The organism is Anaerotignum sp. (assembly GCF_051877975.1).
Lineage (GTDB): Bacteria > Bacillota > Clostridia > Lachnospirales > Anaerotignaceae > Anaerotignum_A.
On the sequence record NZ_JBJEJK010000046.1, the window covers coordinates 1 to 22,686 of the forward strand.

Genomic DNA, 22,686 nt, shown 5'->3' on the forward strand with positions numbered 1-22,686 from the left:
TAAGCACCTTATTCCACCAGCAGAGCTGGTGGTTTATTCGTGCTTAAGCGCACAATAAAAAAAGACTCTCCGATTTCTCGGAGAGTCTTTGAAAGTCAGAAATGATTCTGCTATCAACTGCTTCGCAGTTTCAGAGGAGCCGCCTCTGCTTCTTACCACAAAGCGGGCATTATCATTCAGCCTTGGGTGCTTCAGCTTTAGGCGCTTCAGCAGCAGGAGCAGCCTGTGCAGGAGCCTCTGCCTTAGGTGCTGCAGCAGCAGCGGGAGCAGCCTGTGCGGGAGCTGCAGGCTGAGCAGGTCTCTTGCCTGTCAGAACGCCCTTCGGGCATTTGTTTGCACAGATACCACATGCTTTACATTTTGTATAATCGATGACAGCCAGGTTATCGATTACGTGGATTGCATCGAAAGGACAGTTCTTTTCACAGATCTTACATGCGATACAACCAACGGAGCAGTTGGGAATTACGTTCTTACCCATATCTTTGGAAGAACACTGTACTTTTACTTTTTTCTTAACAGGCAGCAGTTCGATGATATGTTTGGGGCATGTGGAAACACATTTGCCGCAAGCAACACATTTATCTTTATCGATGACAGCTACGCCGTCAATGATTTCAATGGCACCGAAAGCACATGCTTTCTTACAGCTGCCCAGACCCAGACAGCCATAGGAACAGGATTTTGCACCCTGACCAGCCAGCTGCACTGCGAAGTTACAGTCGTCGATACCTTCGTAATCATATTTATTTTTTGCCTTGTCGCAAGTACCACCGCACTTAACAAAAGCAGCAACGGGTTCAGCGGAAGATGCTTCAACACCCATGATCGCGCCGACTTTTTCAGCAACTGCTGCGCCGCCAACGGGGCAGGCATTTACAGGAGCTGTACCAGCAACGATAGCGCTTGCACAACCACCACAGCCGGGGAAACCACAGCCACCGCAGTTTGCACCGGGCAGAACGCTCAGTACTTCGCCGATACGAGGATCTTCTTCAACTTTGAAGACTTCACTTGCAACACCCAGACAAGCGCCGAAAACAACGCCCATACCGCCAATACTCAGGACGGGGAATACAATACTCATTGGATCCATATTCTTTTACCCTCCTTCTATTACAGTTTAATCAGACCGGAGAAGCCCAGGAATGCGATGGACATCAGACCAGCTGTGATCAGAGCCATAGGGAAACCTTCGAAGGCTTTCGGTGTGTCATTATCAGCGATTCTTTCACGAATACCAGCGAACAGGATGATTGCCAGTGCGAAACCAGCTGCACCACCAACTGCGTTCAGAATGGATTCGATGAAGTTGTAGCCTTTCTGCATGTTTGTTACGGCTACACCCAGTACTGCACAGTTTGTTGTGATCAGGGGCAGGAATACACCCAGTGCCTGATACAGAGCAGGTGCAGATTTTTTCAGGAACATTTCTACAAACTGTACCAGAGATGCGATCAGCAGAATGAACGCAATGTTATACAGGTATGTGATGTTCAGGGGCACCAGAATCAGGTTGTATACCAGCCATGCTGCTGCTGCCGCCAGGGACATAACGAAGATTACGGCCATACCCATACCAGCCGCTGTATCTACCTTCTTGGAAACGCCGAGGAAGGGACAGATACCTAAGAACTGAGACATTACGTAGTTGTTTACGAAAATGCCAGCTAATACTAACAAGATCAGATTCATTTATTTCCCCTCCTTCTTACGCTTTTTTGTTTCTGAAATGGTTCAGGATAGCCATCAGACAAGCCAGTGTGAAGAACGCACCGGGAGCCATTACGAACAGCAGAGTTCTGGGGAATGCTTCGGGCAGTACTGTGATATCAAACAGAGTACCGGAACCGATGAATTCACGAACCAGACCCAGACAGCCCAGAGCCAGTGTGAAACCAAGACCCATACCAATACCATCGAATGCGGAAGCAACGGGACCATTTTTGGAAGCGAATGCTTCTGCACGCGCCAAGATCAGACAGTTAACTACGATCAGTGGAATGTACAGACCCAGGGATGCATTCAGGGAAGGCAGATAAGCCTTCAGCAGGAATTCGATGATTGTTACGAATGTAGCGATAACTACGATGAAGCAAGGGATACGTACAGTATCAGGGATGATCTTTCTCAGCAGGGAAATGAAAATATTTGCAAAGATCAATACTGCTGTTGTGGAAAGACCCATACCGATACCATTGATAGCGGAAGATGTTACCGCCAGTGTAGGACACATACCAATAACCTGAACGAATGTAGGGTTTTCATTGATAATGCCGTTTTTGATCAATTTAACAGGGTTAGCCATCAATAAGCACCTCCATTCGCTGCGAACCAATCCAGAGCTTCCTGAGCACCAGTACATACGGCTCTGGATGTGATTGTTGCACTAGTGATGGGAACGATTTCGCCGCCATCTTTTGTTACAGAAACAGAGCCGGATTTGCCAGCAAACTGTTCATAAAAATCGGGTTCTGTTGCTTTTGCACCCAGACCAGCTGTTTCAGAGTGACCTGTTACACGCAGACCAGTAATCACACCATCAGTGCCGATACCAACCATTGTTTTTACAGAGCCGCCGAAACCGCCGGGTTCTGTTGTAATTACGAAACCGCCGTTATCACCTTTGTATACAGCTGTCATAGTACCTGTCAGTTCAACATCCAGCTGTTCAAAGGAAGAGGCTTCGGGCATAACTGCCTGCATGCCTTCATTCAGAGATTTTTCATTCTGTGCAGCAATAGGAGCAGCTGTAACTTCGGAAACAACGCCCAGCAGACCTGCAGCTACACCGGCGATAACCAGCAGAACGATTGCGGGTTTAACTACTGCTTTAGAGTTCATGCTTATTTCGCCTCCTTTGTTTTAGGTAATGCACCGAAGATTGTAGGTTCTGTGAATCTTTCAATCAGAGGTACACAAACGTTCATGAGCAGGATGGAGTAGGATACGCCTTCGGGGTAACCGCCAAAAGTACGGATCAGGTATGTAATCAGACCAGCGCCGATTGCAAAGATGATCTGACCCTTAGGAGTTACAGGAGAAGAAGCGTAGTCTGTTGCCATGAAGATACCGCCCAGCATTACACCGCCGGCCATGATTTCCTGCAGGGGCATTCTTACGCCATGTCTGCCGATGACAGCGAACAGGATAAATACAGTTGCGATGTAGATTACGGGAATCTTCCAGCTGATAACATGTTTGTACAGCAGGTAGATACCGCCGATGATCAGCGCGATTGCACATGTTTCACCGATACAGCCGCCTACGTTACCCAGAACCAGATCGCCCAGAGAAGCGCTCAGGCCTGTGCCTGCTTTCAGTTCAGCCAGAGGTGTAGCAACTGCTACTGCGTCTGCGCCGCTGAAGCCTGTGGGTGCAACCCAAGATGTCATTTCTGTAGGGTAGGAAGCCAGCAGGAATGCACGGCCTGCCAGTGCAGGGTTGATGAAGTTCTGACCCAGACCACCAAACAGCTGTTTTGCGAAGATGATAGCAAATGCACTGCCTACGATGGGCAACCAGATAGGAGCGGATGCGGGCAGGTTCATTGCCAGTAACAGACCGGTTACAACTGCGGACAAGTCGCTGATTGTAACGGGTTTTTTTGTGATTTTTTCATACAGCCATTCAAAGAAAACAGCGGAAACGATCGCAGCTACGATCAGGATCAGTGCTTTCAGGCCGAAATAATAAATACCCATCGCTGTTGCGGGTACCAGAGCGATGATGACATCACGCATGATGCTCTGGATGGATTCTTTGGAACGCACATGAGGGGTACCGGATACTACAAAGTTAGCCATGTTTTATTCTCCCCCTTCTTATTTCTTTTCAGCTTCTGCTGCTTTTTTCTCAGCTTCCGCTTTTGCTCTTGCTGCTGCGGCCGCTGCTGCTTTTTTGCCTGCTTCGATCTTCTTCGTTGCTCTGATAGACTGAGCCAGCTGACGTTTTGCAGGACATTCGTAAGAGCAGGAACCACATTCGATACAATCCAGACCGTGATGTTTTACGAAGCCTTCGCCGTCGCCCTTGATTGCACAAGCGTTCAGCATGAAGGGCATCAGGCCCATAGGGCAATGTTCTACACATTTACCGCAACGGATGCAGTTTCTTTCTTCGGGAATGTATGCTTCGTCTTTTGTGAAGCACAGCAGACCGGAAGTTGTTTTTACGGATGCAACATCCAATGTGTACAGGGTGGGACCCATCATAGGACCACCTGCGATCAGTTTTACGGGAGGGTTTTCTTCATTGAAACCGCCGATAGCGTCTACCAGATCTCTCAGTGTCATACCGATTCTGATCTTGTAGTTGCCGGGGTTTTTGATACCCTTACCGGAAACAGTAACGATTCTTCTCATCAGAGGTCTGCCTTTGCAGATGGCTCTTTCGATGGCAACAACTGTATCAACGTTGTCAACGATACAGCCAGCGGATGCGGGCAGAGCACCGGATTTTACTTCTCTCTTTGTGATTGCGTAAATCAGGTGTTTTTCGGAACCCTGAGGGAATTTTGTTACCAGAGGCTGTACTGTGATGTTATCGATGCCTTCGCAAGCCTTCTGCATAGAAGCGATTGCTTCGGGCTTGTTCATTTCGATACCGATCACGCCTTTTGCATTGGGATGCAGTTTCAGCATGATCTGCAGGCCTCTTACGATTCTTTCAGGTTCTTCCAGCATCAGGCGGTAGTCACATGTGAGGTAAGGTTCACATTCAGCCGCATTGATCAGGATATGGTCGATCGGTGTGTCTTTGGGAGGGTTCAGTTTTACGTGTGTAGGGAAACCTGCACCACCCAGACCAACAACGCCGGCATTTTTGATTGCTGCCAGGATTTCATCGTTTGTCATGGTTGTGTAATCTTTACCTTCGTTGAGACCTTCGATCTCTTCCATTTTGCCATCGTTTTTTACAACGATCGCTTTTACCATTGCACCGCCGGGTACCAGCATAGGTCTGATATCTACTACTTCACCGGAAACACTGGCGAAGATAGGAGAAGACATGAATGCACCGGACTCAGCGATTTTCTGTCCTACTTTTACATGATCGCCAACGGCTACCAGTGGTTCACAAGGAGCACCGATGTGCTGGCTCATAGGGTAGAACAATTCAGAGTTTTCTTTGGGCATAATCACCTTGATGGGCTGGTCCTTTGCCAGTTCCTTCCCATCAGGAGGATGTACCCCACGTTTGAACGTTAAAGCTTGCATATTATCCCCCTCTGTTCAAATTAGTTGTGCGCCTGGGAAGGCGCGGGTTGCAGTTATACTTTTATAAAAATATAGCTATATATAACAGCAATATTTTAATACAAAAATAAGAATTTCTCAATATTTTTGCAGAAAAAAAGCGAAAAAACTTTTCATTAAAAAAGAAATTTTCACTGAGGTGAGACAGTTCCTGCGAAAATCTATCGAAATCGGATTCCTGCTGTATCTAAAAAAATGAAGGTTGTATCCGCTTGTACAGAATTTGTTTGTATGCGAATGAATCTCCGCATACTAGTGTACACTTATTATCTATAAAAGTAAATGTTAATTTATTACCATAATCCTGTGGGGTTTTTGGTTGTTTTTTCGGGATAAATTGCCAAATTGACAAGGGTTTCAGGAAGAAAATGGCAATATTGTAAGGGAAAAGAGCTTTCCTTGCACCGGAGAGATGGGCATGTTAAAATAAAGATAAGAATTTTGAAATGGAGCCTGCGAAGGAGGCTTTTTTATGGAACTTTCATTACAACTGCAGCAAAAACAGGTATTGTCACAAAAAATGCAGCAGTCTGTGGAAATCCTGCAGATGAATGCCCTTGCCCTTTCGGAATATGCCAAGGAACTGGCGGAGGAAAACCCCCTTCTGGAGTGGAGCGAGGAGGAGGAACCGGCAGAAGGCTTTAGAGAAAAGCTGCTGCAGAAATTGGAATGGCTGGAGGAAAGCGATGAGCAGAACCGCAGCTTTTACCAAATGGAGCAGGAGCAGAAGGAACGGGAACGGGAGGACAGTCGCTTTGGCAGAAAAGATGGGCAGAGCCTGCGGGAATATCTTCTCTTTCAGATCAATATTTTAAAAATACCGGAGGACAACAAAAAGGTCCTGCGTTTTTTGGCAGAAAGCACGGCGGAAAGCGGCTATCTGGAGGCGGATGCCGTCGAGTGCCTGATTGAGCGGTATCAGTTGAAGGAAAGCACGGCAGCCCGGATTCTGGCGGAATTTCAGACCCTAGACCCGCCCGGGGTAGGGGCAAGGGATTTGCGGGAGTGTCTCCTGATCCAGCTGAAACAGAAAAACGCATCTCCTTTCGCCATCAAAATGATAGAACTGCATTTGGATGATTTGGCAAAGAACCGACTTTCTTACATAGCAAAAAAATGGAAAATCTCCATGGAGGAGCTTCTGGAAGCCCTGCAGGAAATCCGCTCCTGCCAGCCGAAACCCGGCAGCGGTTTTGCGGGGGAAGAGGCGGTGGAATATGTTATCCCGGATATTTTGGTGGAGAAAAAAGACCAGGAACTGACGGTTACGGTCAATGGGGCCATGGTGCCCCGGCTGCGGGTCAGCCATGCCTATGTGAAGCTGCTGCGGGAAAAGGCGGATGCGGAAACAGAAGAATATATTGCCGATAAGCTGAAGCAGGCAGAATGGGCACTGCAGTGTATCGCCAAACGGGAAAGCACCCTGCAGCGGGTGGCGGAATATATCGTGCAGCATCAGAAAAAGTTTTTTCTGTGCCCCAATGGGCAGCTGGCCCCCCTCAGGATGGCAGATGTGGCAGAAAAATTGGAGATCCATGAATCCACTGTCAGCCGTGCGGTGAAGGAAAAGTATCTCCAGTGTGACAGAGGGGTTTTCCCTCTCCATGCTTTTTTTACCAAAGCCATGGCAAGAGAGGAAGAGACAGTTTCCGCAGAAAGCATCAAGGAACATCTTCGGGCCATCATCCAAGGAGAGAATAAACAAAAACCCCTCAGCGACCGGGAACTGACAGAACGGCTGAATGCGGAAGGGTTTCAGATTTCCCGCCGAACAGTAGCGAAATACAGAGAAGCCATGGGCATTCCGGGGGCTTCCGGACGTAAGGTTTATTAACAGGGGAAACCCATAGAGAATTTTGGAGTAATTTGGAGTATATTAATATGGTAGAGATTTTTCAAATCCAGTTGGAAAAAACAGGGGAGACCCCCTTATATCAGCAATTGGCAGAGAGCATTGAAGCCCTGATTACCGATGGCATCCTGCAGGCAAACAGCAAATTGCCCCCCATCCGCAAAATGGCGGAGCATTTTGGCGTCAATTCCGTCACGATTGTGAACGCTTATAAATATCTGGAAAATAAGAAGCTGGTCTATTCCAGAGTAGGCAGCGGCACCTTTGTTTCCCCCCTGCCGGTGGAACATATCCCCGAACCTGTTGCTAACCGCAATCTGCGCTCCTTTGACAGCGGCTTATTTATGGAAAATGCCATCAATTTTACAAGCACTTCTCTGCCTAATGAAATGTTTCCTGTGGATGCTTTCAAAAAAGCCTTTGATGAAGTTCTTGACAGGGAAAAGGGCGGTGCCTTCCGATATATGGACAGTATGGGCTATGAGCCTTTGCGGGAACAGCTTTGCCTCTACTTGAAAAGCTATGGCATCAAAACTTCTATGGAAAATGTACAGGTCATTTCCGGCGCCCAGCAGGGCATCGATATCATTTCCAAGGCCATGCTTCGCTATGGGGATGTGGTTTTTGTGGAAAAGCCTACTTTCTATGGTGCGGCGGGGGCCTTCCTTTCCCGGGGCGGCAAGCTGGTGGAAATCCCCATGGAAAACGATGGCATGGATATGATGATTCTGGAGGATTTCCTGAAATTGTATCAGCCCAAATTCATTTATATGATGGCTTATTACCAGACCCCTACCTGCATTTCCTATTCTATGGAGAAAAAACGCCGTTTGCTGGAACTGGCGGAAAAATATGATACTTATATCATCGAAGAAGATGATTTTTATGATTTCCATTATGGCAAGGAGCCTTTGGTTCCCCTGAAAGCTCTGGATTATAAGAATCGTGTCATTTATATCAAGAGCTTTTCCAAGATCTTGATGCCAGGGCTGCGTATGGGGCTCATCGTCCTGCCGAAGAAAATCCATCAGGCGGTGATGGAGGCGAAATATACTACAGATATTTCCACCTCCGGCTTTATCCAGCGGGCATTGGAATATTATCTCAGGGAAAACGGCTGGGAAAAGCATGCTGCCCAGACCCGGCAGTATGGCAGTGAAAAATACCGCAAAACCCTTTCGGCAGCACGGAAATATCTTTCCGGTGTGGCGAAATATGGACATCCCAATGGTGGTGTCAGCCTTTGGGTGGAGCTGCCCAAGGGGGTGGGGGGAGAAGCCTTTTGCAGCCGCATGCTGGAAAAAAACGTGATCCTGACTCCCGGCAGCCAATATGATATCAGCGGGGAAGAGGACAGACATGTCCGCCTGAGCTTTGCCAACCTCAGCGATGATAAGATCGAGGTGGGGCTGAAGCGCATGGGGGATACCCTCAGAGAGATGAAAAAATGAAGCAGAAAGCTGGGGGAGCGGATTTCTCAGCATTTGAAAAGCATTTTTTACAAATTTACAAAGGAAAATTTGTGCCATCTGCCTTGACAAACGATTTCCAAGTGCTATAATCAAATCATTATTAGAAAAAAGCCATGAAAAGAAGGAGTACATCCCGGTCAGGACTTTCAGAGAGAGGCAGAAGGGTGAAAATGCCTTAGCAGCGCAGGATGGAAGCAGTCTTTTCGGTCCTTTCGGACACAGCTTCGTGGTGGAACTGAGAGTATACCACGGCGTATGTCGGCGTTAACGGCTTCGAGTGACGGCTAATGGCGGCCGTAACTAGGGTGGTACCACGATATCATGCGTCCCTAATCAGAATGATTAGGGGCTTTTTTATTTGGTATTTATCTGTTGGCTTTGAAACAAATTCTTTAAAGTCATTTCTTTTCCTTACGGAAAAGACCCATTGGGGCGTTGCCCCTAGCTAGCGGCTTTGCCGCAATGACATAACCTTTTGCTGCAATCGGCGCTCACGCAAGCCTTGCTTACTTGTTTGCTTCTCAAAACGCAGCAAAACCCGTTAATTAAGGAGGAATATACTATGAAAAATCTAGGTGTAAACGAAATCAGAGAAAAATTTCTGTCTTTCTTTGAAACAAAAGATCACCTGCGCCTGAAATCTTTCTCTCTGGTGCCCCATAATGATAACAGCCTGCTGTTGATCAACTCTGGTATGGCACCTATGAAGGCTTACTTCACAGGGCAGGAAATCCCCCCCAGAAAACGTGTCACAACTTGTCAGAAATGTATCCGTACCGGCGATATCGACAACGTAGGGAAAACCGCTCGCCACGGTACATTCTTTGAAATGCTGGGCGACTTCTCCTTTGGTGATTATTTCAAAAATGAAATCATCCCCTGGGCTTGGGAATTTGTAACAGAATGGCTGGAAATCCCCAAGGACAAGCTGTATGTTACGATTTATGAAGAAGACGATGAAACAGGCAACATCTGGCATGAAAAGGTGGGCCTGCCCTGGGATAGAATCGTGAAGCTGGGCAAAGAAGATAATTTCTGGGAACATGGCACAGGCCCTTGCGGTCCTTGTACAGAAATCTACTATGACCGCGGCCCCGAATATGGCTGCAACAGCCCTACCTGCGGCGTAGGCTGCGATTGTGACAGATACATGGAATTCTGGAACCTGGTACTGACACAGTTCAATGCGGAAGAAGACGGCACATACACAGAACTGGCATTCAAAAACGTTGATACCGGCATGGGCCTGGAACGTATGGCGACCATCATGCAGGGGGTAGACTCTATCTTCGACGTAGATACCATCAAGGCTATCCGTGATGCCGTTTGTGCAAAAGCAAATGTGGAATATGGCAAAGACCATAAGACAGATGTTTCCGTTCGTGTCATCACAGACCATATCCGTTCCGTAACCATGATGACAGCCGATGGCGTGCTGCCCTCTAATGAAGGCCGTGGCTATGTGCTGAGAAGACTGCTGAGAAGAGCGGCGCGCCATGGCAAGCTGTTGGGCATTCAGGGCGAATTTTTGGCTGAACTGTCCAAATCCGTAATTGCCTGCAGCGGTGACGCATACCCTGAACTGGTGGATAAACAGGAATATATCTTCAAGATTCTGTCCATCGAAGAAAACAGTTTCTATAAGACCATCGACAATGGTATGGAAATCCTGAAACAGGATATGGAAGAAATGAAAGCCGCAGGGCAGACGGTGATGAGCGGCGAAAAATCCTTCCGCCTGTATGATACCTATGGCTTCCCCATCGACCTGACAAAGGAAATTCTGGAAGAAGCAGGCATGAGCGTAGATGAAGATGCTTTTGCCGCAGAAATGGAAGCACAGAAAGAACGTGCCCGTTCTGCAAGAGCAAAATCCAATTATATGGGCGCTGCGGAAACGGTATATAATGAATTGTCCGCAGATATGGTAACAGCCTTTGCCGGCTATGATGTTCATGAAGTGGCAGATGCAAAGGTGGTTGCTCTGGTTGCCAATGATGAAATTTCCGGTATTGCCCAGGAAGGCGACACGGTTGCCGTATTCCTGGATAAAACACCTTTCTATGCTGAAAGCGGCGGTCAGGTGGGTGACCATGGTACCATCAAGACAGCAAAGGGCTTGGTAGAAGTGACAGACTGCGTGAAGGTTGTCGGCGGCAAGATCGCTCATATGGGCAAGGTGGCAGAAGGTTCCATCTCTCTGGATGAAACTGTATGCGCTTCCATCGATCTGCACCATAGAATGGCTTCCTCCAGAAACCATTCCGCAACACACCTGCTGCATAAAGCCCTGAGAACGGTTCTGGGTACTCATGTAGAGCAGGCAGGTTCCTATGTCAGTGCAGACAGACTGCGTTTCGACTTCACCCATTTCACAGCAATGACACCTGATGAAATCAAAGAAGTGGAAAGACTGGTCAATGAAGCAGTCTTCGCAAGCTATGCCATTGATACAGAAGAAATGGGCATTGATGCAGCCAGAGAAAAAGGCGCAATGGCACTGTTTGGCGAAAAATACGGCGATGTCGTTCGTGTCGTTGATATGGGCGGCTACAGCATCGAGCTTTGCGGCGGCGCACACCTGAAAAATACAGCACAGGTAGGCTCCTTCAAGATCATTTCCGAAAACGGCGTTGCTGCCGGTGTCAGACGTATCGAAGCCCTGACCGGGGAAGGCGCACTGCATCATTATCAGGTACAGGAGGATGAAGTAAGAACCCTGAGCCAGATGGTGAAAACAACACCCGATAAGCTGGTGGCAAGAGTGGAACAGCTGCTGGCAGAACAGAAGGAACAGGCAAAAGAACTGGAAAAACTGAAAGCAAAAATGGCAGGCAGTGCAGCGGATGATATTCTGAACCAGAAAACAGAGATCAACGGGGTAGCGGTGCTGGCTGCGGAAGTGAAAGATATGGATGCCAACGCAATGCGTACTCTGGGCGATCAGCTGAAGAATAAGCTGGGCAGCGGCGTTATCGTATTGGCTGGCGCCAAGGATGGCAAGGTAAGCCTGATGGCTATGGCTACCGATGATGTGGTAAAGAAAGGTGCTCACGCAGGCAACATCATCAAAGCGGCGGCTGCAGTTTGCGGCGGCGGCGGCGGCGGTCGTCCCAATATGGCACAGGCCGGCGGCAAGGATGCCTCTAAGATTGGCGAAGCACTGGAAAAAGCAAAAGAAATCGTTGCTGAACAGATTCAATAAGACTTTGGGGAGGTTCTCCCCAATTCCTCTGCGAAAGGAAACCGAGAGCGATATTTTCTTAGAACAAAATTTATTCTAATGAAAAAATAGGATGAATCCCAAAATAACAAGGATTCATCCTATTTTGATTTTACAGCAGGAAGAAAAACCATATTTGAATGAATATACAAAGCAGAAGGGAAAAACCAGGGAACAGAAGAATGACAGAAAATGCTATTGACAAAGGGAAAACAACAGGGGTAAAATAAATCGTAAGTGAAGCGGAACATTCCTTACACAAAAAGAATGGTTTCGCTTTCTTTTTGCGCAAAACGACATTTTTATGCAAATTTGCTTTATAAATATGAAACAGTCTATGGCTTGCAGGAGGCGAAGAAGAATGAAACTGAAAAAACAATATGATGTAGCTATCATTGGCGGCGGCATCGGCGGTATTATGACGGCCTATCGCCTGATGGAAAACAAACCGGAACTGAAAGTGCTGATCGTGGAAAAAGGCCATCCCATCAAACAGCGGAGCTGTCCCATTGTGTTGGGCAAGGTAGATAAATGTGTGAAATGTGCATCCTGTGCCATTATGGAAGGCATGGCGGGGGCCGGGGCCTTCTCCGATGGGAAATACGTGATTTCTACAGAATACGGCGGCTGGCTGACAGAATTTTTGGAGCCCCAAACGGTCATCCATTATATTGAAGAAGCGGACAGCGTGCTGGTGAAATTTGGCGCAACAACGGAGCGTTTTATGCCCAGCGATGAGCTGAAACGCCTGTGCCTGCAGCATGATCTGCACATGAGCCAGGCACAGCTGAAGCATCTGGGGACAGACAGCAATTTTGAAACCATGCGGAAACTGATTGAATATCTGGAAACAAAGATCGATATTGCGGCGGATACAGCGGCATTGGATGTGGATAAGAATACAAGGGAGATTTTCCTTTCCTCCCAAGGGGAAGCACAGACCGTCACCGCAGAGCATATTATTTTTGCAGTGGGGCGGGCAGGCAGCCGCTTTTTCTCCGAATGGTGTGAAAAAAATGAGATTCCTTTGAAAAATAATCAAGTGGATATCGGCGTCCGGGTAGAACTGCCCCGGATGATCTGGGATCATTTCAGTCAGAAGATCTATGAGCCGAAGATTTGGTATCGCTCCAAACAGTATGGCGATATCACAAGAATGTTCTGCTTCAATGAAGGCGGGCAGGTGGTGACGGAAAACACTGGCGGCGTGCTGACGGTCAACGGTCATTCTTATCGGGAACAGGCAAGAAAGACGGAAAACTCCAACTTTGCGCTGCTTTCTACCATCCGCTTTACAGAACCCTTCCGTCAGCCCATCGAATACGCAAGATATGTGGCCAGCCTGGCGAACCTGATCAGCGGCGGCAGCGTTATGGTGCAGAGACTGGGCGATCTGGAGCAGGGCAGACGCTCCGATGAAAGCCGTATGGCAAAATCTACCACACGCCCCACTTTGAAGGCTGTGGCAGGCGATTTGAGCCTTTGTATGCCCAAACGCCAGCTGGATAATATTATCGAAACCCTCCATGCTTTGGATAAAATCGCCCCCGGCACAGCCAACCATGATACATTGCTGTATGGGATTGAATGTAAATATTATTCCGCACGCCCCAAATGCACAGAATTTCAGATTGATGGCTGCCCCGGCATATATGCCATTGGCGATGGCGCAGGCTTTACCCGTTCGCTGTCTCAGGCGGCGGCCAACGGGATGTATGTAGCGGATAAAATCTTAGAAAAATAAAACTATAATGCAGGAACAGAAAAAGGTATCCCTATGATTATATGATAGAGATACCTTTTTTCTATGCAAAAAGGGAGTATTTATGCGTATCAGGGAGAAGGGAAACGGTTTCCCTTGCAGCAGTTTTTAAGGTTTTGCAATTACAAATTCCTGAATGCCCATATAACCGGGAGCGATGGAATATTCAGGGAAGGAGATGACCACTTCGCCATCGGCGTTCAGATAGAAGGAAGTGTTTGCATCTACAGTTTCAAAACCGCCGATGGAACCGATTTCATCGGTATTTTTGCCATAGCCGAAGAAGGAAACGTTTTCATCTTTGGCGATCCGCTCGTTGATCTGTTCCACAATGCTCTTGTTGCAGATGGAAACGTAATCCTGCCCCAACAGATCCTCCAATGTCAGTGCTTTATCGTTTTTCAGGTCGATATTGTAGTAGGAGCGTTCTTCATCAGCAAAGACCCAGCCTCTGGCTGTTGTTACTTCCAGGGAAAGGATGTCGTCTTCAAAATATTTCACGTCATAATCAATGTACAGATCCATGGTACGTCCTGCCCATTCTTCTTCCGTGCCGCCTGTTTCAAAAAATGCTTTTTTGTATTCTGCCATATCTTCCTTTGCCTGGGCTTCATAATTGGCGGTGATCTGCTGAATCTGGGCATTTACTTTTGCGGGCAGTTCCTTGCCGTCTGCGCCCCGTACTACGGGCACGTTTACGTTCAGCTCCACATCGCCTTCTGTTCCCTGGAAGGAACGGAAAGTCAGCACTTGTGCCAATTGCCCGATGACAGGCACTTTGCTCATCTCTTCCGCAAAGGCGGGGCTGGCATTCAGGCCCACTGTGCCTGCAACCAGAACAGCCGCTGCTGCAGCAACGCAGCCTCTCCACACGGGACGATGGGATACAGATTTCTTTGTTTCATTCTCTTTTTCGAAGTGCATACGAAGTTCCTCCTTATTTTTGGATGCAATCGTCTGTTCTACCATTTCATTCAGTTTTTCGGGGATCTCAATGGATTCATAGGTCTTTTTGCCGTTTTCGGGATTCATAAAGTCTCCTCCTTCAAAGTCAGTCTGAGTTTTTTCAGAGCACTGTAGAGCCGGGTTTTTACGGTGCTTAAAGGGGTGTCAGTGATTTCTGCGATCTGTTTTAGGGTCAAGTCCTCGTAATAATGGAGGAGTACGACGGTTTTTATGGGTTCTGGTAACTGCATCACGGCTTCATAGGCTGCAGTGTCCTGATCGAAGGCCGGTTCACGATAGGTGAGGGTGGCAGTATGTTCTTCCGTCAGCGTCGTTTCTTTTTTCTGTTTGCGCAGATATTGCAGCGATTCATTGACAAGGATACGGTAAAACCACGTTTTCAGTGCCAGGGGATTTTTCAGCCCAAAGCAGCTTTCTAAAGCGCGGCAGATGGCATTTTGCACCACATCCAGCGCGGCTTGCTCTTCCTGTACATAGCTGTATGCCAGACGATAAAATTTGTTTTGATTTTCAATGATATATTGCACAGTGCAGTCATAAATGTCCTGCATAGGGGTACCTCCTGTTTATTATGCTTTCCGGTCAGCTTGGAAAACTTTGTTTTCGTTTTCTGTAGTATAGATGGTATGGAAAGGAAAAAAGTTTGCTGCGGAAAAAGTTTTTTTATAAAAACATTCCCATGCCTTTCCGGAAAAGAATTTGCTGTGGGAATTTTATTGGGAAATAAAAAAATACCACTGCCAATAGACAGTGGTAATTGTATCATATGGAATCAGATGGCATCAATGTCTTCTTCATCTTTGCTGAAAGAGAAACTCTTTCCGGAAACAGGAACGAACTTCCCGATTATACCGCCAAGGATCGCGGGTACAATCCAGCCGCACTGGAAGGAGCCCAAAGGCAGTTTATTGATAAATTCCAGGGGCAGACCGAAGCCGCACAGAACTTCTGCCGCACTGGCCGCCAGAGCAAAGGCTGCCGCGAAAACATAGATATTGTTGTTTTTGATACGGCTGCCGAAGAAATTCAGCACGATCATTACCAGAACGACGGGATACAGCAGGCTCAGCACAGGGGAAGCGATGCTGATGATTGTAGAAATACCGAAATTGGATACGATATAGCTGAAGGCAACCGTCAGGATCACTACCTTTGTGTAGGAAACCTTCCCCTTTGTCAGTCCTTCAAAATAGGATGCACAGGAAGAAACCAGACCGATGGCTGTGGTCAGGCAGGCGAAGAATACGATGATCGCCAGAACCAATACACCGTAGTTACCGATCAAAGACTGGGTAATGGCTACTACCAGACCTGTCTGATTATAGTTTTCAAAGCCGCCGGCAGAGGTTGTCGCTCCCAGGAATGCCAACCCGCCATAGATGACAAACAGGGCAATGGCAGCAAAAATGCTGGATTTGATGACAACGCTCATGGTGTCTTTCGTTTCTGTATAGCCTTTATCCTTTGCGGCGGAAATAATAATGATAACAAATACGATGGAAGCCAGAACGTCCATGGTCTGATAGCCGGACAGGATACCTTCTTTTATAGTGTCGAATTTTGCTACTGTACTGATATCGCCGATGGGGTTTACAAAACCAATGACGATCATCGCCAGCAGGCAGGCCACCAGGATTGGTGTCAGGTATTTCCCGATGATATCAACAACGCCGGAGGGGCGCACGGTGAACAGCAGCACCAGGCCGAAGAAAACAGCGCCGAACATCCAGCTATTGATGCTAGGGAACAGGGGCATTACGCCCATTTCAAAGGTGGTTGCTGCGGTACGGGGAATTGCCAGAAAAGGTCCGATACACAGAACGATCAGAGTATTGATGATGGCAGAGGGAACGGAACCCAGTTTTTTTGTGACACCTTGAATGGAAACATCGCCGCTTTTGATCATGGAAAGGATCGCTACCAGAGCCAGGCCTACATCGGCCACGAAGAAGCACAGGAATCCTGTGAACCATTCACTGCCCGCATTTGTGCCAAGGTAAGGGGGGAAAATCAGGTTGCCGGCGCCGAAAAACATTGCAAACAACGCCAGCCCGATTACTGCAATGTCCTTTAAACTTGTTTTTTTTCTCATACTTTTGAACTCCTCCTAAACAAAACTTTTCTCAAAGATGTACCGAAGTGAAAAGATTCGGTTGTCCTACAATCCTTATTATGCCTGAAAAATGAATTTTGGGCAAATCAGTAAAAAATAGTTTAGGGAAACGAAGAAGATTGTTTTTTGTATTCAGAGTAGAAAAATAAGAGAAAAACACGTAATTTAAGAAAAAACTATGAAAAAATGAAAGAGAATTCATAGATTTTATTATTATTATGAAATTGACATAATGTCAATAGCGAAAGGGGATTACAGTCGTTTTTTTAGAAATACATTCATCAAATTGCATAATGTTATTCGGGATTCAGCAAAATTATTTTAGATGTTATGGAGAAAAAATTATGGATTTTCTCATTTTTGTATGTTACAATGATGAACAATACATTTGTATTTCATCTGTAAATAAATGGGAAAAATTTAGCCAAAAGAAACATTTGGGCCGAATAGGATGCGAAATGCCCGAAAAATGCGGTGCATTTTTTTCGGAACAGCAGTCGTATCAGGAAACAGTTTTGGAAAAAGGAAGGCCCGGTATTTTTTCGTGAAAATTTCAGTGTTAAGTTTCCATAAAAAAGGAAAACGTATGGGAAAGAATACTTTTTTTATAGAGTTCTTTATACTATAATGAAGCTAATCCAGAAAAAGAACATTTTTTACAGGAGTGATAGATTACTATAAGAGAAAATGTAGGTGAGAGAGATGAAAGAAATCAGTATCCATGTGGGGCAGAGGATTCGTTTATACCGAAAAACAAAGAATCTGACCATTGAAGCATTTGCGGGGAAGATTCATAAAAGCAAAGCAACCGTTTCCAAATATGAAAATGGGGATATCTCTATTGATATTGAAACACTGTTTACCATTGCGCAGGCTTTGGAGATTTCCGTGAATCAGCTGATTGATTATGAAGAGGCCGGCCAGCCGAAGGAGGAAGCGGGGGAATCCACCAAACGCAAGCTGGGAAAGAGCAGATATTATATGTATTTTTACGACGGAAGACGCAGCCGCATTGCCCGCAATGTCATAGAAGTGCAGGATGGCGGGGAGGAAAATGGCGTGTTCAGCGCAAATATGTATGCGTATCTGGAGGATTTTGCAAATTATTATCAGTGTAAGCTGTTGTATCACGGAACGATGCGCCGCTATGATACTTTTGTAAACTTCAATTTTGAAAATCAAAATAATAAGGTGGAAAGAGCCTTTCTTTATGCCATCAATTCCTTTAGCCACAGCGGCAGGATGGCGGGGTTATACTGCGGTCTGTCCACACAGCCCATTTTGCCTGCCTGCTTCAAATTTATCCTGTCTCCCGAAATTTTGGAGGAAAACGATGAACTGAAAGAAGAGTTGACGGTTTCTAAGGAAGACATTCGGGTATTGAAAAAGATGAATATGTTTGTTGTAAGCAATCATGCGTGAAGAAAGATGTTCTTTGCATTAAAATTTCCCGGAATAAATTTGCCTCAAACCCAAAAGGGTTTGAGGCTTTTTTCTTTTAAAACTGATCTGCAAGGGCCAGCGTGAGCAGCAGCCCTGCCATTTGGGCAGACTGGGGGGAAGGCAGATCTTCAGGGGCACCGCCCTCTGCGCTGCGGGCTTCCAGCAGATTGCCCGCGGAAAAATCCGCTACGCCTCGTTGGATATGCTGCATAGTATGCAAAAACAGCAGGCTTTTTGTCATGCGGTCAATTTGCTGCTTGCCGTTCTCATCCATAAAGGCAGACATGGCCCGGAGCAGGGTCACTTCCCGGGGCGGATGTTCCACGGCGAAGGCTTTTTCCGTATTGGCGGCGGAGCGGATCTTCAATAGATATTCTTTTTCGATGGTGTCTCGCAGACTGGAGAGCAGCTGGGAAAAATCCTTTTCCAGTCCATCGGTTTTCTGGAGGGTCTTAGCAAGGGTGTAAACAGTGTTTTCGGACATAAGAAAACCACCTTTCTTCAAAATGTGCGGCAGACCTCCTCTGTCAGAAGTCCGCCAAAGGGTCTGGCTTTTTGCAGCAGCAGCTTTTTGATTTCCCAAGGACGGGCACGGGGGTTCCGCGCAAGAAGCAGGGCAGCTGCCCCACTGATGAGAGGAGTCGCCATGGATGCGCCGCTCATGGTGATATAATTTTTTTCAACGATGCTGCTGCGGCTGCGGTTGGGCAGGCTGAAATCGTAATCCGGTGAAAGCACGGAAACAACATTTTCCCCCGGCGCCCAAAGATCAGGCATTTCCCCTTGGGTAAAAAAGGAGAAGGAAGGAGTCTGAAAATAGTTCCTGTCTTCCCATGCGCCTACGGAAATGACACCGCTGCTGACGGCAGGGGGCGGGCGATAGCCGTTGCGCCCATCGGGGTTTCCTGCGGCGGCCACCACCACGATGCCCATTTGCCAGAGCCGTTCGACGGCTTCCTTCAAGGGCAGGTTGACTTTTCTGTCATTGGTGCCGATGGAGAGATTTACTACTTTAATATTATATTTTCGGGCATTGTCCATTATCCATCTCAAACCCAGTACCGCATGGGTGGAATTTCCCTGCCCATACCGATCCAATATTTTAACGGAAACGATATTTGTATCCGGGGCGATCCCCCGATAGATGCCTCCGGAATTCCAGCCGTTTCCGCAGGCGATACCCGTGACATGGGTCACGTAAGTACACTTTCACAAACAAGCCTTGGTTTTTATTGCTTTTTTTATATATTTGTTGTAAAATAAAGATAAAGAATCTGAAAAAAGGGGGTCGAAATTGTGCAAGCCTTATCAGAAAAAGGAAACGCATTAATGGCAAAGTTTAAAAAATTCCAGAAATTGAGTTTGGTACTCTATGCGTTGGCGGCCATGGCTTTTGTATTTGCCGGGAATATCCCGTTGATGATTATTATTGTGGCGCTGGATATTTTCCTGGAAGTGAAGCTGTATAGATGTCCCCACTGCGGCAAGGGGCTGGATTGCCGCCGCAAAATCCATGAGGATGCTGTTTGTCCCAAATGTAAAAAATATATCTTCAGAGGACTTTAAGATTTGCTTAAAAACCGTAATATTTATTGCGGTTTTTTTATTTTATGGATAAAATGAAACAATCACCGTATATTTTTTTCTAAGGAAGAAAAAAAGGAGCGGCGGCCGTGCAGGGGGAAACAGCAGCAATCTATTGCAGGCTTTCTGTGGAGGATAGGGAGAAAGGTATGGCAGAAAGTGAGAGTATCCAGAATCAGAAATCTCTTTTATGGGAATATGCTGAAAAGCAGGGGTGGAAGGTCTATGGCGTCTATGCGGATGAGGATTATTCCGGCCTGCGGGAGGACAGACCTGCCTTTCAGCAGATGCTGGAAGCGGCAAAAGAGGGCAGGTTTTCTATCATATTGTGTAAGACCCAATCCCGTTTTACCAGAAACGCCGCCACGGCGGAGCGATATTTTCACCAATTGTTTCCGTTGTGGGGCATCCGTTTTGTAACGGTGGTAGACCATGTGGATACGGCTTTGCGGGCAAATAAAAAAGCCCGGCAGATCAACAGTTTAGTCAATGAGTGGTATTCCGAGGAGCTTTCGGAAAATATCCGTGCAGTGTTTCGCCGCAAGATGGAAGAAGGGCAGTTCCTTGGCAATTATGCTCCTTATGGCTATCTGAAAGACCCTGCCCGACGCCATCATCTGATTCCGGATGGGGAAACGGCGCCGGTGGTGGAAAAAATATATGACTTGTACTTATCGGGGCTTTCCTGTAAAATGATTGCAGAACGATTGACGGCGGAAGGGGTTTTGACGCCTACCCAAATAAAAAAACAAAGAGGACAAGATTTGGGGCGGAAAGACTGGGGCAAATGGTCTGCGGGAACGGTGCGGAAGATTCTGCAAAATCCTGTTTATCTGGGGCATATGGCACAGGGGAAAGAAGAAAAGATCAGCTTTAAGGAGAAAAAGACCCGAGAATTGCCTAAAGATCAGTGGATTGTGGTGGAAAATACCCATGAAGCTGTCATAAAAAAAGAAATTTTCGCGGAAGTAGGGAGAAGAATGGCACGACAGCGTAAAGTTCGCCCGCTGGAAAAAAACTCCCGGTCGTCGAAATGTAAAAGTGATTTATAAGGAGGAAAAATGATGAAAAAAAGAATGTTAGCGGTACTGTTCGCCGCAGTCTTGGTTTGCGGCGTTGCTGGCTGCGGCAGCAAAACAGAGGAACCTCAGACAGAAGAACAGAATGTGGAAGAAACGGTAGAACTGGATGGGGAAACGCAGGAGACAGCAGACCAGATGCAGGCAGAACTGCAGGGCTATGCGACAGACCTGACAGCGGTTGATGCGGCGGCTGCAGGGCTTTATACTATTGAAAACGGAGCCGTTGTCGGCGGGCAGGAAAACTGGGATGCCTTTGCGGCAGGAAAGGCAGATACTGTGATTGTCTGCCAGTTTTCCAAAAATGGCGGTGCAATGCTGGATTATGTAAAGCATTTGGCTGACGGCAGTTATCTGGTGGTTACAGATATTACCAGAGATGGCTATGAATATAGCAAAAAAGAGGATTATACAACAAAAGTGTTTGAATGCCTGACGGTATTGGAAGGCTTTTCTCTGGAGGAAGGCAGCGCGGAGCATACAGTTTGCGTGCTTTCCAATGAAGCAGAGCTGGATGCAAATACATTCCGCACCTACTGGAATGAAATGAGCATGGATGCACATCAGGTTTATCCGCTTTTTATTATTTAAAATCGATCAACAGAAAATAAAAAAGTCTGTTCCAACCGGCTGTGGTTTGGAACAGGCTTTTTTCATTTTCTTCTTTATTCTTCGGGGCAAACGATCTGATTTACTTTAAAAATCAGAAGCAGTGCTTTTCTGGAATTGTTCAGGTGGGTCGTCACGGCGGCTTTTAATGCATCCAGATTGGACGCCAGTGCTGCATCCAGAATCGCCTGATGTTCTTCTACACATTCGCAGTCTCTGTAATGGGGCTGGCTTACATACGTGCCGGAGGCATAGGTAAAGGGCTGCAAATCTCTGAAGATATCTACTGCCTTCTGGTTGCCGGAAGCTGTCAGATATAATGTATGGAAATCCATATCCAATTCAAAGAATTCATCGGGTTTGTGATTCGAATCACTGTTTTCAACGAATTTGCGCTGTGCTTCCAAGCAGTCGATCAGCTGTTGACGCAGGGTTTGATTATAATTCAATGTTGTTACGATATCTTTTACAAAGAAAGTATCCATCATCAGCCGCATATCGAAAATATCCTGCAGTTCATGGGGAGTCAGAGCTCTGACACTCATCCCTTTATTGGGGGTGTTGACTACCATTTTTTCCTCTGCCAGCCTTTGCAAAGCCTGTTTTACAGGCGTATCGCTAACCTGATATTTTCTGGCAAGTTCTTTGATGTTTAATTTTTCTCCAGGCTGGAATACCTTGGCGATAATATCATCTTTAATATCGTGATAGATCTTATCTGTCAGTGTAAGTTTTTTGCCAGATAACTCTTCTTTATTATCAGTTCCTTTCAAAATCTTTCGCCTTCTTTCAAATTTTTCTGTCACCTGAAAGGCAGACCTATAAATCATATAGTTTATTATACACCATGTATTTAAAAAAGTCTATTAATTTTTAGAAAACAACATCTTTTTTTAAATTTGAGACACAAAAAAGATTGAAAAATGATTTTAAAACTTTATTTTGAATCAAAAATGACTGCAAAACTGCAAAATGTAAGTTTTATGTGGGACAAAAGTTGCCTAGAGAAAGACATTTGAAAGACATAATTAGAATTTAATTAGATATTTTTACCAAAAAAACAGTTTTATTTGATTAAAAAATACCTTCTTTTTTGGATTTTTTGTTTATTGACAGTGGAAAAATAGAGTATTATAATGCAGAAAAAGACGTTTTATGTCTAAAAAAAGTTTTTTTCGCGAAAAAAGAAGTTTTGTTAAGTAGTTTTGTGTCACAAGAGAGAACAGAGTAACAGTACCAAAGAACCTTTCCGGTTCCTATTGGTCCAATAAAAAGGAACGGATCGGGAAAAACAACACACCGGGCTATTAAGTTCAATATTGAGG

The 22,686-nt window shown here is 46.2% G+C and carries 19 protein-coding genes, 1 pseudogene and 1 other annotated feature; of the genes and pseudogenes, 8 read left to right on the plus strand and 12 right to left on the minus strand.

Annotation, left to right across the window (positions count from 1 at the left end; genetic code table 11):
• Positions 1-172 precede the first annotated feature (172 nt).
• The 6 genes and pseudogenes from rnfB to rsxC all read right to left on the minus strand — a co-directional run bounded on the left by rnfB (position 173) and on the right by rsxC (position 5,219).
• Positions 173-1,096 carry an RnfABCDGE type electron transport complex subunit B gene (rnfB, locus tag ACI39P_RS07215; protein ID WP_439719994.1) on the minus strand — a complete coding sequence of 308 codons (924 nt, stop codon included), beginning with the start codon at positions 1,094-1,096 and terminating at the stop codon, positions 173-175.
• A gap of 20 nt (positions 1,097-1,116) precedes the next feature.
• Positions 1,117-1,695 (minus strand): electron transport complex subunit RsxA, encoded by a 579-nt coding sequence (gene rsxA / locus ACI39P_RS07220; protein ID WP_439719995.1) that lies wholly within the window; start codon positions 1,693-1,695, stop codon positions 1,117-1,119.
• 19 nt (positions 1,696-1,714) lie between these two features.
• Positions 1,715-2,308: pseudogene (rsxE, locus tag ACI39P_RS07225) on the minus strand (electron transport complex subunit RsxE); the annotation flags it as partial.
• Positions 2,308-2,844: an RnfABCDGE type electron transport complex subunit G gene (locus tag ACI39P_RS07230; RefSeq protein WP_439719996.1), complete on the minus strand. Its 537-nt coding sequence runs from the start codon at positions 2,842-2,844 to the stop codon at positions 2,308-2,310. The gene ACI39P_RS07230 and the pseudogene rsxE, both read right to left, overlap by 1 nt.
• Positions 2,845-2,846: 2 nt before the next feature.
• On the minus strand, positions 2,847-3,806 hold the full coding sequence (locus ACI39P_RS07235; protein ID WP_439719997.1) for an RnfABCDGE type electron transport complex subunit D: 960 nt from the start codon (positions 3,804-3,806) through the stop codon (positions 2,847-2,849).
• Positions 3,807-3,824: 18 nt separating this feature from the next.
• Positions 3,825-5,219: an electron transport complex subunit RsxC gene (rsxC, locus tag ACI39P_RS07240; RefSeq protein ID WP_439719998.1), complete on the minus strand. Its 1,395-nt coding sequence runs from the start codon at positions 5,217-5,219 to the stop codon at positions 3,825-3,827.
• 511 nt (positions 5,220-5,730) lie between these two features.
• Here rsxC and rpoN point away from each other — a divergent pair.
• From rpoN to ACI39P_RS07260, 4 genes are all read left to right on the plus strand, one after another.
• Positions 5,731-7,092 (plus strand): RNA polymerase factor sigma-54, encoded by a 1,362-nt coding sequence (gene rpoN / locus ACI39P_RS07245; RefSeq protein WP_439719999.1) that lies wholly within the window; start codon positions 5,731-5,733, stop codon positions 7,090-7,092.
• A 47-nt stretch (positions 7,093-7,139) separates the two neighbouring features.
• Positions 7,140-8,561: a MocR-like pyridoxine biosynthesis transcription factor PdxR gene (locus ACI39P_RS07250; RefSeq protein ID WP_439720000.1), complete on the plus strand. Its 1,422-nt coding sequence runs from the start codon at positions 7,140-7,142 to the stop codon at positions 8,559-8,561.
• A 125-nt stretch (positions 8,562-8,686) separates the two neighbouring features.
• Positions 8,687-8,916, plus strand: a binding site (T-box leader).
• Positions 8,917-9,144: 228 nt separating this feature from the next.
• Positions 9,145-11,787 (plus strand): alanine--tRNA ligase, encoded by a 2,643-nt coding sequence (gene alaS, locus ACI39P_RS07255; protein WP_439720001.1) that lies wholly within the window; start codon positions 9,145-9,147, stop codon positions 11,785-11,787.
• Positions 11,788-12,166: 379 nt separating this feature from the next.
• Positions 12,167-13,549 carry an NAD(P)/FAD-dependent oxidoreductase gene (locus tag ACI39P_RS07260; protein WP_439720002.1) on the plus strand — a complete coding sequence of 461 codons (1,383 nt, stop codon included), beginning with the start codon at positions 12,167-12,169 and terminating at the stop codon, positions 13,547-13,549.
• Between the two features lie 126 nt (positions 13,550-13,675).
• On the opposite strand, the gene ACI39P_RS07265 is transcribed toward ACI39P_RS07260, so the two are convergent.
• The 3 genes from ACI39P_RS07265 to brnQ all read right to left on the minus strand — a co-directional run bounded on the left by ACI39P_RS07265 (position 13,676) and on the right by brnQ (position 16,625).
• Positions 13,676-14,599 (minus strand): DUF3298 domain-containing protein, encoded by a 924-nt coding sequence (locus tag ACI39P_RS07265; RefSeq protein WP_439720003.1) that lies wholly within the window; start codon positions 14,597-14,599, stop codon positions 13,676-13,678.
• On the minus strand, positions 14,596-15,084 hold the full coding sequence (locus ACI39P_RS07270; RefSeq protein ID WP_439720004.1) for a sigma-70 family RNA polymerase sigma factor: 489 nt from the start codon (positions 15,082-15,084) through the stop codon (positions 14,596-14,598). The genes ACI39P_RS07265 and ACI39P_RS07270 overlap by 4 nt, the downstream gene beginning before the upstream one ends.
• 221 nt (positions 15,085-15,305) lie before the next feature.
• Entirely contained in the window at positions 15,306-16,625 is a 1,320-nt protein-coding gene (brnQ, locus tag ACI39P_RS07275; protein WP_439720005.1) for a branched-chain amino acid transport system II carrier protein, read from the minus strand.
• Between the two features lie 723 nt (positions 16,626-17,348).
• Between brnQ and ACI39P_RS07280 the strand changes: the two genes are divergently transcribed.
• Complete coding sequence (locus ACI39P_RS07280; protein ID WP_439720006.1) at positions 17,349-18,068, plus strand: helix-turn-helix domain-containing protein; 720 nt, start codon at positions 17,349-17,351, stop codon at positions 18,066-18,068.
• A 76-nt stretch (positions 18,069-18,144) separates the two neighbouring features.
• On the opposite strand, the gene ACI39P_RS07285 is transcribed toward ACI39P_RS07280, so the two are convergent.
• Positions 18,145-18,573: a hypothetical protein gene (locus tag ACI39P_RS07285; protein ID WP_439720007.1), complete on the minus strand. Its 429-nt coding sequence runs from the start codon at positions 18,571-18,573 to the stop codon at positions 18,145-18,147.
• Positions 18,574-18,590: 17 nt separating this feature from the next.
• Positions 18,591-19,286, minus strand: coding sequence for a S8 family serine peptidase (locus ACI39P_RS07290; protein ID WP_439720008.1), 696 nt, complete (start codon positions 19,284-19,286; stop codon positions 18,591-18,593).
• Between the two features lie 132 nt (positions 19,287-19,418).
• Here ACI39P_RS07290 and ACI39P_RS07295 point away from each other — a divergent pair, with 132 nt between their 5' ends.
• From ACI39P_RS07295 to ACI39P_RS07305, 3 genes are all read left to right on the plus strand, one after another.
• The gene (locus tag ACI39P_RS07295) at positions 19,419-19,655 is read left to right on the plus strand and encodes a hypothetical protein (RefSeq protein ID WP_439720009.1); all 237 of its coding nucleotides are present in this window, start codon (positions 19,419-19,421) and stop codon (positions 19,653-19,655) included.
• A 107-nt stretch (positions 19,656-19,762) separates the two neighbouring features.
• The gene (locus tag ACI39P_RS07300) at positions 19,763-20,725 is read left to right on the plus strand and encodes a recombinase family protein (RefSeq protein ID WP_439720010.1); all 963 of its coding nucleotides are present in this window, start codon (positions 19,763-19,765) and stop codon (positions 20,723-20,725) included.
• Between the two features lie 12 nt (positions 20,726-20,737).
• Positions 20,738-21,343 carry a hypothetical protein gene (locus ACI39P_RS07305; RefSeq protein WP_439720011.1) on the plus strand — a complete coding sequence of 202 codons (606 nt, stop codon included), beginning with the start codon at positions 20,738-20,740 and terminating at the stop codon, positions 21,341-21,343.
• A gap of 74 nt (positions 21,344-21,417) precedes the next feature.
• On the opposite strand, the gene ACI39P_RS07310 is transcribed toward ACI39P_RS07305, so the two are convergent.
• The gene (locus tag ACI39P_RS07310; protein WP_439720012.1) at positions 21,418-22,134 is read right to left on the minus strand and encodes a GntR family transcriptional regulator; all 717 of its coding nucleotides are present in this window, start codon (positions 22,132-22,134) and stop codon (positions 21,418-21,420) included.
• Between the last annotated feature and the right edge of the window lie 552 nt (positions 22,135-22,686).

Coding starts and splice junctions, on each gene's coding strand:
- rnfB (WP_439719994.1), bottom strand. CDS start 1,096: ATGGATCCAATGAGTATTGTATTCCCCGTCCTGAGTATTGGCGGTATG.
- rsxA (WP_439719995.1), bottom strand. CDS start 1,695: ATGAATCTGATCTTGTTAGTATTAGCTGGCATTTTCGTAAACAACTAC.
- ACI39P_RS07230 (WP_439719996.1), bottom strand. CDS start 2,844: ATGAACTCTAAAGCAGTAGTTAAACCCGCAATCGTTCTGCTGGTTATC.
- ACI39P_RS07235 (WP_439719997.1), bottom strand. CDS start 3,806: ATGGCTAACTTTGTAGTATCCGGTACCCCTCATGTGCGTTCCAAAGAA.
- rsxC (WP_439719998.1), bottom strand. CDS start 5,219: ATGCAAGCTTTAACGTTCAAACGTGGGGTACATCCTCCTGATGGGAAG.
- rpoN (WP_439719999.1), top strand. CDS start 5,731: ATGGAACTTTCATTACAACTGCAGCAAAAACAGGTATTGTCACAAAAA.
- ACI39P_RS07250 (WP_439720000.1), top strand. CDS start 7,140: ATGGTAGAGATTTTTCAAATCCAGTTGGAAAAAACAGGGGAGACCCCC.
- alaS (WP_439720001.1), top strand. CDS start 9,145: ATGAAAAATCTAGGTGTAAACGAAATCAGAGAAAAATTTCTGTCTTTC.
- ACI39P_RS07260 (WP_439720002.1), top strand. CDS start 12,167: ATGAAACTGAAAAAACAATATGATGTAGCTATCATTGGCGGCGGCATC.
- ACI39P_RS07265 (WP_439720003.1), bottom strand. CDS start 14,599: ATGAATCCCGAAAACGGCAAAAAGACCTATGAATCCATTGAGATCCCC.
- ACI39P_RS07270 (WP_439720004.1), bottom strand. CDS start 15,084: ATGCAGGACATTTATGACTGCACTGTGCAATATATCATTGAAAATCAA.
- brnQ (WP_439720005.1), bottom strand. CDS start 16,625: ATGAGAAAAAAAACAAGTTTAAAGGACATTGCAGTAATCGGGCTGGCG.
- ACI39P_RS07280 (WP_439720006.1), top strand. CDS start 17,349: ATGAAAGAAATCAGTATCCATGTGGGGCAGAGGATTCGTTTATACCGA.
- ACI39P_RS07285 (WP_439720007.1), bottom strand. CDS start 18,573: ATGTCCGAAAACACTGTTTACACCCTTGCTAAGACCCTCCAGAAAACC.
- ACI39P_RS07295 (WP_439720009.1), top strand. CDS start 19,419: ATGGCAAAGTTTAAAAAATTCCAGAAATTGAGTTTGGTACTCTATGCG.
- ACI39P_RS07305 (WP_439720011.1), top strand. CDS start 20,738: ATGAAAAAAAGAATGTTAGCGGTACTGTTCGCCGCAGTCTTGGTTTGC.